The following is an 11,669-nucleotide window of genomic DNA, read 5'->3' on the forward strand; positions in this document are numbered from 1 at the left end:
GCTTGCTGACAGAAACCAAGAATTCATGCTAAGAAACGAGAAAAGCTTTAAATTCTTTCTTGTTCTTTATGTCACGTTTGGATTGTTTTGTTTTTGATTCTCTAGTTCATAAGCAAAGGCCTAATGAATTGGAGAAGATTTTCTGTGTTGAAGATGATGAATTATTCCGTGCTTATCAAACAACAGCTCTACAATCCCCTCTAGCAGCTAAAAACATTACACTAGCAAGAAATACAGCATGCTATATTCTCGCAGACAATGGAGAAATTGATATAGCTAAAGTTGTTCTCGCTATTGAACATCTTACATCCTGTCTATACCCTTTAGGTCCTCATCGACATAATGACATAAAACCCCGAGAGCACCTTTTAAAGATGCTTCAGGCAATCAAACAAGAATCTGAAATTAAAGAGAGAATAAAAAAACTTTTCGTTCCTTCCTATTCTACTATTCAAGATCTTATACGTCATACTCTAGCTCTCGACCCAGGGAGCATATTGACTCCAAACCACGTACGTCAAGCAGTGCTTACCTCTCTTTTCTGTTATTTACGTCAAGATGTGGGATCTTGTTTTGTTACGGCATTTGCTATACGTATCCATGAAGAATATCCTACTTTATTTATTAAAGATATCGATGACCTCCTGAGCTCAGGGAAAATTACACGAATTGTGGGCTCTAATGAAATCTCCGTCCCTATCAATCTCTCGGGATGCATAGGAGAGTTATTCAAACCCTTACGAATTTTAGATTTATACCCTGATCCTATAATGAAATTATCTTCATCCCCAGGTTTAAAACAGGCTTTCCTAGCAGCAGGGCTTGTGAAAACCCTAGATGAACCTCAAATCCGCATACAACAACTGCTTTCTCATGAATATTTGATGAACAAGTTGCAGTATATTGATGAAACCATAACTGCAAATGAAATTATCGAAAGCACGCTTTTACATTATTACCAAATCCCATCACATGCTTTACAATCTCTTCTATATCAAGAAGGTTTTTATAGTAAGCAAGGAACAACTTTATCTGGAGAACATCAAAACTTATCTCAAAATCAAAGAATTTATAGTTATCTAACTGCGTATAACAGAGCAAAAATAGCATTTATTCGTGATACACAAAACCCTTTATTAAAGTCCTGGGAATACACATTAGCTACTCTTGCAGACTCTAACAATACAACTATATTAAACCACATGCGTATCGCTTTAGGATGGGATGCTCAAGATCCTCAAAGTATAGCTTATGTGATTCAGAAATCTGTAGAACAAGAAGTACACAATGCACGTAAACTTATAGAAAAGTGCGAACAAACATATAATGAAGCCCGAGCTCAACTAGATTATATTGAAAACAGAATGAAAAATCCTCTAAATGCTGAGGATAACAAAATCCTTCTCATGGACCATATCCGTTTTCGCCAGGAATTAAACCAAGCTTTGCATGATTGGAATACAGCTCAAGAGAAGGCAAAGAAATTATTATCCCTACCAAATTTCATTTTATCATTTTATAGCAAAGTTTTGCCTCAATATTTTCGAAGTTCTTATGATGCCTTCATCCAGGAATTCTCCTACTATGATGACATTCCTGCAGGATTTCGGATTTTATTTACACACGGGAGAAGCCATCCCCATACATGGTCTCCTATCTATTCTTTAAAGGAATTTATTGCTTTTCTTTCGGAGTTCTTTTCTTCTACTGAAGGAGATATACTCAGTAAACATGGTGCATTAGGACTAGAAAAAGAAACCTCGACCCTCATCAACGAAATCATTTCTCATCTACATAAAAATATATTTCAAGAATCCGCCATTATACGCATACTCCAAGCATATAACGAACCCATACCTTCTTCTATTCTGAATAATTTAGATAAGGTTTCCCACACACCCTGGGTATATGTTTCTGGAGGAACTGTAGATACTTTAATTCAAGATTATTTCGAAAATACAGAGAAAGCTCTACAAATTCATAAACGTCCTGAAAATCCACACGAATTAGCAGCTTTTTTCTCAGATGCTTTAAAAGACCTTCCTTCCGTAATTAAAAATTATTTAGAAGATGGATCTCATAATCTTATTGCTTCTTCACCTACGCACGTATTTTCTATAACCGCGGGATCACCATTATTTCGCATGGCTTGGAATAATGACTGGTACAGTTATACTTGGTTACGTGATGTTTGGGTAAAACAACAACAAGATTTTTTAAAAAATACGATTCTATATGAACAGGAAATTTATACCTTCATTGATCGCTTTTGTTTAAAATATAGCCTACAAGATGTAGTGAAAGATTTTCATAATTTCTGCTCAGATCATTCGTTAACACTACCCGATCTTTATGACAAAGCATCAAGATTCTTGAAAGAAGTACTTCCACAATCTGTACTCACTTTGTATCAAAGACGATTAGCCCATAGGTTTGTTCAAGATATCCCTTATATTTCAGAACAACAAATTCCAGATGTCATTGAAAATATTTGTGGCTATTTGGGCATTTCATCTCGCATTACTTATGAAAAGTTTCGTAGTTTGATAGAACAATTTGTTCCGAAACTGTCCCTACTATCCTCAAAAGATACCCGTCATTTGCTCATGGGCTTACTCATGGAAAGTTATCAGCGAATCTATTTTGAAGAGGATCTATTTTTCAGACTTACAAGTGCTATGCGTCACCATCAACTATCTTATCCCGCTCCTTTACTTTTTGGTGATACCAATTGGGCTTATAGCTACTTTGGTTTTATTCTTCATCCTGGGACGCAAGAAATCGACCTCTGGAAATTTAATCACGCCGGGCTACAAGGATACCCTTTAGAAAATACTCATGAGCTATTTTCTGTTTCACAACCTTGGACGCTATACGCGAATCCTATTGATTATGGAATGCCGCCTCCTCCCGGATATCGTAGCCGCATGCCGAAAGGATTCTTCTAACGGCTATTTTTTCTTACGTTTAAAAAGCGTGCGAAATAACAGTTTTAATGAATATTTCGATACTTCCCTCCCCATAGCAGAAATACTTTCTGTTAAAGGTAACTTCTTAGGACACACACGAACACAATTATGTGCCTGACCACAGCCCTCAATGCCATGCTTACTCATAAGCACTCTTAATCGTTTATCTTTTTGTTGATCTCCAGGATATGTATGGAAATATCGTACCTGAGCAATAGCTGCTGGTCCCATAAATTTCTTACGTTTATTAACTTGTGGGCAAGCTTCTGTGCAACATCCACATGTCATACACATAGATAACGCATATAAAAGTTCTTGTTGTTCACGAGAAACTTTAACGCCAAAGGTTTCTCCTTGCGTTTCCGTGGCTACCCACCCATGAATTTGTTTTAAGTTTTCAAACATTCGGGTTCTATCAACTATAAGATCACGAATTAAAGGAAATTTAGTTAATGGTGCCAAAGTGATTTCTCGAGACTTCGTAGCCAAGATATATTCCTGTATTAATGCAGTACATGCTTGTCGTGGTACACCATTCACTAATAAAGCACACGATCCACAGACTTCCTCTAAACACCCTTGTTCCCAAACAACAGGATTCACAGTCTCACCAAGAACATTAACAGGACGTTTTTCAATTTCCATAAGAGCACTGATGATGTTCTCACCTGGATGTAGAGGAAGCTCAAAACTATCCCAATATTGCTTTCCTGGAGTTCCTCGATAAATTTTCAATATAAAAGTTTCAGGAAGATCCATAATACCTTACTTATATGGGTAAACAAATGTTCTTGGGAACATTCATAAGCGCAATATCTCCTGTTGAGGATTGCGTATAATCCCTCAGTGTGGGTTGTACATGCCGTGTATCTACAGGAACATAAGAAATTTCAGGTTCATCAAAAGAATATGAAGCTAATGTTGTCTTTAACCAATGTGTATCATCACGATTTGGGAATTCTTCTTTATAATGTGATCCCCTAAACTCATTACGTAAAAAAGCTCCTTTAGTAATTGCCAAAGCAAGTTCTATCATTGGTCTCATTTGACGCACAAAATGAAATGTTTTATTCGCAAATTTTGATGAGTCATGTACAGAAACTCTTTGCAACCGTTCTCGTAATAACTTTAATTGATCTAGAGTAGCTTGAAGATCTTTATTATTACGTTTTACTGTCACATTTCTCACCATGAGCTTGGCCATTTCCTCATGTAAAATGAAAATATTTTCTCCCCCACCTTGGGATAACAAACGCTTATTTTCTTCTTTTTCTTGTTGCAAAGCATCAGTAAAATCTCCTGATTGTGAAGAACATGAGCCAAATGCAGAAATAAATCGTGCTGCCTCATCTCCAGCCACTAATCCAGAAAATAAACATGAAAGTAATGAATTTGCTCCTAAACGATTTGCTCCATGATATTGAAAATCTGACTCCCCACAATTAAAACAACCGGGGATATTTGTCATCTGGCGAAATCGGCTATCACGATCGAGATCATCAGCGGCGGGCCAATCTACCCAAGCCCCACCCATAGAATAATGAACGGCAGGGAAAATTCTCATTGGTACATGATTGGGATCTTCTCCAGTAAATTTTCTGTAGATATCTAATACGACCTCAAGTTTATGTCGCCTTTCTGAAGATAAATGAGTAACATCTAAAAAGACCTCCATTCGCCCATCAATTCCTAATCCTGCTTCACACACTTGTAATATAGCGCGTGCTCCAACATCACGACTTACCAAGTTTCCATAAGCAGGATACATCTCTTCTAAGAAATACCAGGGTTCTCCTGTTTTTCCACAAGGGCGCTGAGAACCATCAGGGAAAGTAATTGTTTTTGAGGCATCTCCAGGAACCCAAATACGTCCCCCTTCACCTCGCACAGACTCAGATATTAATCTAAGCTTATCAATTCCTGGAATTGCTGTAGGATGAATCTGAATAAATTCAGGATTAGCGTATATCATTCCCTGCATAAATAATCGTCCATTTGCTGCTCCTGTACAAAATGTCGAGTTTGTTGACATTTTGAAAATCACTCCAGGCCCCCCGGTAGCAAAGATAATAGCATCTCCTTGCAGAGTTTCTAACCGATGATTAAACAAATTCATCAAAACAATGCCACAAGCCCGCCCAGCACCGTTAACTATTAAACGCATAAATTCATGATTTTCATATTTAAAAATCTTTCCTAGATGCTCACGACGACGTACTTGCTCATCCAAGGTATACATCAATTGTTGTCCTGTAGAAGCACCGCAAAATACTGTACGATGATATAGGGTACCTCCGAAACGACGTACATCTAAAGATCCTTGAGCAGTACGATTAAAAGGGCAGCCAAAACTATCCAACATACGAATAATTCTGGGTGCAGCTAAACACATTTCCAAAACTGGAGGCTGATCTGCGAGAAAATCTCCTCCTTTAATTGTGTCATAGGCATGAATATAGGGAGTATCTTCTTCTTCAGAATGCAGGTTTAACGCAGCGTTAATTCCCCCTTGAGCACAAACAGAGTGCGACCGTTTTACTTTCGTCAAGGATACTAAATGAACACAAATACCATGATCTGCTAACTTCATAGCAGCTGATAATCCTGCTAATCCTCCCCCTACTACAATGACATTACTCTGTCCCATATCCTATGCCATATTATATATATTCCAAATCATACTCACCCCCATAGCAATAATTACAACCATGGCACAATAACACAAATTACGTAACAATGTTTGTAAGCGCGAGGGAATGATGATTCCCCACCGAGAACTAAATGTCCATAATCCATTAAATCCATGAAATGCAGCAGCAATTACAAGTAATGTATAAAAAATTGCCATCCATAAAGATCCTAAAGCATTGCGAACTGTATATAGAAAAGCTGTACCTATACTTGGTGTAAGAAGGTAAGGATGTGTTGATAAACGAGAAACTTGGTCACCTTCAAAATCACTAATATCTAAACGCAAAGTATGGTGCTGAGGATCAGAAAAATTTACTGTAAACATTCCATGAGTCCCACGTACTATGACAGAATATCTTTCAGGATGAATCCTAACACCGTAATAAGTTTGCCCATGCAATTCTACATGAATGGGGTAACAAATAAAACGAAACTGTACAATGTGGAAAATCAATCCAAAAAGTAGGATCCATGCTGTTCTTCTTTGCCAAGTATAAGCAATATTCCTAGCATAGAATAACGCTGGCTTACTTCCTCGAGAAACTCCTGAATTAGGAGATGCTTGGAAAAGATACAGTATACCTATGACTGTGTGGCATAAAAAAGGTAATGCCAAACACACGATTTCTATTACTTTCAATCCGGGAAGACGATGAAAACTATTGACCAGACGGACAAAGCCTGAACCTTCTCGGAAATAAGAAGAAGCTAACATATTAGTAAAAATATGCTCGCAAAGAAACAAAGTGAATACTACTCCGGCCAAAGAATGTACGCAACGTAGTATAAAGCTCACGTAGTTCTGTCGAGACTTCTGAGTAATTTCACAATTGATTTCTCTACTATCGCTATCATTCATCGTAAGCTGTGACCCCAAAATCTCCTTACCAGAATCATAGAAGCTTACATAAAGGAAAGTAATTTTAAAAAATAATTAATTTCTAACACCTCGAAGGAAACGCAAAACATTTGCATAAGCAATATCTATTAGCTCCTTAACGCTCATATTATGAATCGCTGCAATAGTTTCCAAGGTATGTGTTATATAAGCAGGTTCATTTTTCTTACCCCGTAAAGGCGTAGGAGCAAGAAAAGGCGCATCTGTTTCTACAAGCAAATGATCAAGAGGAAGTTCAGCAACAAGATCGCGTAAATTCTGAGCATTTTTAAAAGTAACAATACCGCTAATAGACACGAACCACCCGCGAACAAGTAATTCTTTTGCTTCATCTAATGTCCCGGTAAAGCAATGTAACATTCCTGGGCAAGAACGAGCATCATGGTGATAATACTGATCTAATATGGAAAAAAAATCAGAAAAAGCAGCGCGACAATGAACAACAAGAGGTAGGGAACACTCTAACGCTAAGGATAAATACTGGCGGAGAACTTCTTTTTGTCTCTCTCGGGCATTTTCAGTATTTGCAAAAAAATAATCCAGCCCTACTTCGCCAATAGCAGAGAGTCTTCCCGTGTGGGCAACATCGCGAAAATAACGAAAATCCTCTTCTATAGCATTCTGAGCATCTTGCGGTGGAGTCCCTGCAACATGACAAAAGCGCATATGCGGGAATCTCTCAGCATAAATAAACGATGTATCAAGCTCCTCTTTCGTTGTTGTTACATTCACTACAAGGGAAATTCCCGAATCCCTGGCTCTAGCGATCACAGCATCTACATCTTCACAAAAAGCGGCGTCCGAAAGATGCACGTGTGCGTCAGCTAAACTCATAACTCTCTCCCTTACAGGAAACATAAAAATATACTATCCCGCACCTATTTGCAATATCTTCAAGAATTCGCACTTAGAAAAAAACTTTTCTCAATGAAAATATCTCAAGTTTTAGAGAACATGGGGTGGGACTTCATTTTGAAATACTCAGCGATTCGAAAGGAGTATGTTCTCGATAACAGTTTGTGTTATTTTCTCTGGCAATACAATAGGTTCCTCTTGATTCGGAGGATAATATACATAGGAAGGAACACTAGCTCGCCCTAATCGTGCAAGTTCTTCTGTGATTCCAGGATCCTGGCGTGTCCAGTCAGCTTCTAAAGTGATCACGCCGTGCTGTTTAAACATTTCCTGCACCGTATGAGCATATAACACATGTTTATTCATTTGGCATGTTAAGCACCACTTAGCAGTAAAGTTTACAAATACTGCATGGCCTTCCTTACGCAACTTTTCAAGTTTCGTTAAAGAAAATGACTGCCATGTTCCATCTTCTATAGTGGGATTGTGAATCTCCACAAAATAACGAGAGGCAACAAAACCTAAAGATAATGCCCCTAAAATACATCCGAAAAATAACGTTGAAGCTACTGTTCTAATTTTCCTAGGAGATACGGGAGTCCCCCACTTCCCTAGGATCCATGCTCCGAATCCAGACAACCATAAGCCCGATAATAAAACAATCAATGCTGTTGTACTTGTTTCTGAGCCAAAAATCCATGCCAACCACGTTACTGTTCCCAAAAGCATAAAACCTGTAAGCTGCTTGAATACACTCATCCAACTTCCTGGTTTAGGAAGCAAGACAAGCATTCTAGGGAAAATCGCAAATATGAGATAAGGCAAAGCCATCCCCAAACCAATAGCAGTAAATATAAGCAACTGACGAGTAAATGCTAAAGACATAACTAGCCCTAATACTGAACCTAAAAACGGTCCCGTACAAGGAGTTGTTACTAATGTAGCAAGAATACCATTACATAAAGAGCTTATAGCCCTATTTCTTAGACCACCAGTTTCCGCAGGTTGTAGTTTTCCTCCTAAATTTGTAAACATTGTCCCTACTTCAAATAAACCAAGAGAACTAAGAGCAAAAAGGAAAAAGATAATCATTAAGGTCGCTACAAACATTGGTTCTTGTAGTTGGAATCCCCAACCGATGTTATGCCCTAATGTTTTTAAAAGAAAAGCAACTCCGGCCAGTGCCCAAAAACATCCCACAACACCTAGAGTATAGCATAGGCCATTCTTAATGACTGAAGAACGTTGTTCTCCAGCAGATTTAATTAATCCGTATACTTTAAGAGTAATCAAAGGCAGCACGCAAGGCATAATATTTAAAAAGAGGCCTCCTAAAAATGCCATGACCAAAATAGTTGCAAAACCTAAGATTCCCGAACTTTGTGTTGTAGAATCTGCAGCAATATGACCACGAATAGTAAAAGATTCTAATTGCTGCCCCATTCGATCTGTGAGTAACAAGATGCCTTCTAATTCTTGATTTCCCTGAACAACACTATCTTTTGCCTTTACCTTGAGTTTCCACTGAGTCTGAACACCATCTTTTATAGCTTCTTCTTCGGAATAAGCAAAAATTCTATCTGCTTTTTCAGATATGAACCATGCCTTTTCAGCTTCACTAGAAACCGGAATATTAATGATGATCTTTCCATCGTGACTTTTCCTTAACACTACTTGCTGCCCTTCTTCAAAAACACGAGGACGCAACTGTAGGGTTTGAGCAAAATCTCTTGCATTATTCACGTTATCAGAGGAAATGATACTGTTGCTCTCGCCATAAGGTAGGGATAATTGTAGATCTGCTTTACCGGGAATACAGCTATCATTGCATGCCAACCATTCTACGTGTGCTTGTATTACTGCATTCTCTCCCTCTGCTGACTCAGGAGAACATATATCTGCAACAATAAACACGGTGCTGTCATAACCGAAATACGTTGTTCCCTCTTCCTCAAAAACCTGAGGCGCGGGCCAATGCTCCTCATTAACAACAAATCCTTCGGGTAGATTCCAATGAATCTTTAGAGGGCTTCCTACCTCACCGGGGTTTTTCCAATAAATATGACTACCCTCAGGTCCAGAAATACGTATTCCTACACTGAATTGCTTTCCTCGAGGAATATGAGAACCCGCAGCAATCAAGCTGGCTCCTCCTTCTTCTTGATTCCCTTTTTCTTGAGCGCGTAAAGTACTCATAGATATAGGCAATAAAAAGAATGCTGTTGCCAGGATAATTTGAAAATACTTTTTGATTTTATTCAAAATAACCCCATTTTATTTTTAAATCGGCATTTAATTATACTAAAAATATTTAATTTTATTTATTTTTTATAAACTTCTTCAGTAAAACCTTCTTGGCTCTATACTAGAATTTTGATAGGATCATCTTTTAGTCTACTCCCATAATGTGTAAAGAACTTTATCGTTTATGCTGCAAAGTGTTCATAACCCCATCATTCAGGCTTATCAGGAAGCTGATCTTTTTGGTAAGGGGATATTTTTTAGCCTACTGCTTCTTTCTTTATGTACTTGGACAGTACTACACCAAAAGCTTGCTATTCAAAAAAATTTTTAAAATCAGGAAAATCTCTTAAAGATTTCTTAATAAAAAATCGCCACGCCCCCCTATCTTTGGAAATTCATCCCGAGTTAAATCCTTTTGCCGACCTATACTTCACAATCAAACGAGGCACTCTAGAGCTGCTAGATAAAAACCGTCAGCAAGCCCCAGATCAAGGACCGGTACTATCTATTGAAGATATCCAATCTTTGGAAACTTTGTTGGGAGCTGTCATGCCAAAATATCGTGCTCTCATGTATGAAAATAACTTCATTCCCATAACAACGATAAGCCTAGCCCCTTTCTTAGGCCTTCTAGGAACTGTCTGGGGAATTTTATTAGCTTTTTCTCATATTAATTCAGGACAGGTAAGTAATACAGCCATGATGGAAGGATTGGCTACAGCCTTGGGCACAACAATTGTTGGATTATTTGTAGCCATCCCCTCCCTCATCGGGTTTAATTATCTCAAAGCTCATTCTTCTCGATTAATTCTAGAAATTGAACAAACAGCATATCTATTATTAAATTCCATAGAAGTAAAATATCGCCAAACAAAGCTATGAAGCGAACTATCATCGAAGATGTTGAAGAAGAATCTAATGTAAACCTCACACCACTTATTGATATTGTTTTTGTTATTTTAATGGCATTTATGATTACCATGCCTTTAATACGATTAGATTCAATCACCCTAGCTCCTGGAACAGAGAAACATGAAGCACTTGAAAAAGATGAAACATCAACAACTGTTATCAAGGTATTTGCCGACTGTACAATATCGTTAAATGATCAGATACTTTCTTTAAGAGAACTAAAAACACAACTCACACTTTTACATCAACAATACCCACAGAGAATTCCCTTACTCTTACAAGACGGAAATACTCCTTTTAAAGTATATCAAGAGGTAAAAGCAATTGTAGAGTCTGCGGGATTTCATGAACTTCACATAGCTTTAAAAAGCTAATTATGAATACGTTTTTTTCTCATTTTTTTCTTGCAGCTTTAATTCACGGAGCATGTATCGCTCTTTTAATTTATTCTCCTGGGAAAACAAAACACCTGAAATTACACCCTTTTAAAGAAAAATTAGTTTTTATTCATGAACCTCCAACCCCTGTACAATCTACCCAATCTACAGCTGCTCAAAAACACGAGACATCTATCCCTCAGTCTCCTCCTAAGAAACAAACCAAAAATTCCTCGGAGAACAAGCCGATTTCGACTCCACCCAAAGACAAAGAAAAACCTAAATGTCAATCTCAACAAACAGAAAGACTAGAAAACACCACTAAACAAGTTATTACTCAAAATAAACAACTCAAAACCATTGCAGATCTTACAAAAAAACTTTCTGATCATCTTGAGGATAGCTCATCGCATTTGAATCTAGCCTTACCGAAACATGATAAGATGCCCTTACCCATATCAGAAACACAAGAGGAAGAACTTTGCCAACTCCTTCGTGAATACATTGTCTTGCCTATTTCCGGAGAAATACGTCTTAAACTCATACTCACTCCACAAGGAAGAGTCTATGAATGTGTCATCCTATCACCAATCAGTGAAGCAGAAAAACAGTTTATTCTTACACGTATGAGCGAAATTCCTTTTACAAAATTTCTCGACAAATACAAAATCTCGAAAAATATCGTTTTTCATATTAAGCTTCTGAGTAATGAATCTTAACCAG

8 protein-coding genes and 1 pseudogene are annotated in these 11,669 nt (G+C 37.7%); 4 read left to right on the forward strand and 5 right to left on the reverse strand.

The features are described 5' to 3' along the window. Positions 1 to 68: 68 nt before the first annotated feature. Positions 69 to 2,948, forward strand: coding sequence for a hypothetical protein (locus tag RT28_RS03595; RefSeq protein WP_038500935.1), 2,880 nt, complete (start codon positions 69 to 71; stop codon positions 2,946 to 2,948). A 3-nt stretch (positions 2,949 to 2,951) separates the two neighbouring features. Here RT28_RS03595 and sdhB read toward each other — a convergent pair whose 3' ends face one another. From sdhB to RT28_RS03620, 5 genes are all read right to left on the reverse strand, one after another. Continuing rightward, the gene (gene sdhB / locus RT28_RS03600; RefSeq protein WP_038500938.1) at positions 2,952 to 3,728 is read right to left on the reverse strand and encodes a succinate dehydrogenase iron-sulfur subunit; all 777 of its coding nucleotides are present in this window, start codon (positions 3,726 to 3,728) and stop codon (positions 2,952 to 2,954) included. Positions 3,729 to 3,738: 10 nt separating this feature from the next. Beyond that, a complete protein-coding gene (sdhA, locus tag RT28_RS03605) occupies positions 3,739 to 5,616 on the reverse strand; it encodes a succinate dehydrogenase flavoprotein subunit (RefSeq protein WP_038500941.1) in 1,878 nt (625 codons plus the stop codon). 3 nt (positions 5,617 to 5,619) lie between these two features. After that, positions 5,620 to 6,519, reverse strand: a complete 900-nt coding sequence (locus RT28_RS03610) for a succinate dehydrogenase cytochrome b558 subunit (protein WP_051118186.1) — start codon at positions 6,517 to 6,519, stop codon at positions 5,620 to 5,622. Positions 6,520 to 6,594: 75 nt separating this feature from the next. Continuing rightward, entirely contained in the window at positions 6,595 to 7,392 is a 798-nt protein-coding gene (locus RT28_RS03615; protein WP_038500944.1) for a TatD family hydrolase, read from the reverse strand. 147 nt (positions 7,393 to 7,539) lie between these two features. Continuing rightward, the gene (locus tag RT28_RS03620; RefSeq protein WP_038500947.1) at positions 7,540 to 9,675 is read right to left on the reverse strand and encodes a protein-disulfide reductase DsbD family protein; all 2,136 of its coding nucleotides are present in this window, start codon (positions 9,673 to 9,675) and stop codon (positions 7,540 to 7,542) included. A 166-nt stretch (positions 9,676 to 9,841) separates the two neighbouring features. Between RT28_RS03620 and RT28_RS03625 the strand changes: the two are divergent. From RT28_RS03625 to RT28_RS03635, 3 genes and pseudogenes are all read left to right on the forward strand, one after another. Beyond that, positions 9,842 to 10,539 (forward strand): annotated as a pseudogene (locus RT28_RS03625) (MotA/TolQ/ExbB proton channel family protein). Beyond that, complete coding sequence (locus RT28_RS03630; protein ID WP_020355666.1) at positions 10,536 to 10,943, forward strand: ExbD/TolR family protein; 408 nt, start codon at positions 10,536 to 10,538, stop codon at positions 10,941 to 10,943. Before RT28_RS03625 ends, RT28_RS03630 begins: the two are co-directional and overlap by 4 nt. A 2-nt stretch (positions 10,944 to 10,945) precedes the next feature. Next, entirely contained in the window at positions 10,946 to 11,665 is a 720-nt protein-coding gene (locus RT28_RS03635) for an inclusion-associated protein (RefSeq protein WP_038500950.1), read from the forward strand. Positions 11,666 to 11,669 lie beyond the last annotated feature (4 nt).

The organism is Chlamydia avium 10DC88, from assembly GCF_000583875.1.
In the GTDB taxonomy this organism is placed as follows: Bacteria; Chlamydiota; Chlamydiia; order Chlamydiales; family Chlamydiaceae; genus Chlamydia; species Chlamydia avium.

What these genes read in the sequence shown, in the direction of transcription:
- sdhB (WP_038500938.1), bottom strand. Translation starts at nt 3,728, where the DNA reads ATGGATCTTCCTGAAACTTTTATATTGAAAATTTATCGAGGAACTCCA.
- RT28_RS03630 (WP_020355666.1), top strand. Translation starts at nt 10,536, where the DNA reads ATGAAGCGAACTATCATCGAAGATGTTGAAGAAGAATCTAATGTAAAC.
- RT28_RS03595 (WP_038500935.1), top strand. Translation starts at nt 69, where the DNA reads ATGTCACGTTTGGATTGTTTTGTTTTTGATTCTCTAGTTCATAAGCAA.
- RT28_RS03615 (WP_038500944.1), bottom strand. Translation starts at nt 7,392, where the DNA reads ATGAGTTTAGCTGACGCACACGTGCATCTTTCGGACGCCGCTTTTTGT.
- sdhA (WP_038500941.1), bottom strand. Translation starts at nt 5,616, where the DNA reads ATGGGACAGAGTAATGTCATTGTAGTAGGGGGAGGATTAGCAGGATTA.
- RT28_RS03635 (WP_038500950.1), top strand. Translation starts at nt 10,946, where the DNA reads ATGAATACGTTTTTTTCTCATTTTTTTCTTGCAGCTTTAATTCACGGA.
- RT28_RS03610 (WP_051118186.1), bottom strand. Translation starts at nt 6,519, where the DNA reads ATGAATGATAGCGATAGTAGAGAAATCAATTGTGAAATTACTCAGAAG.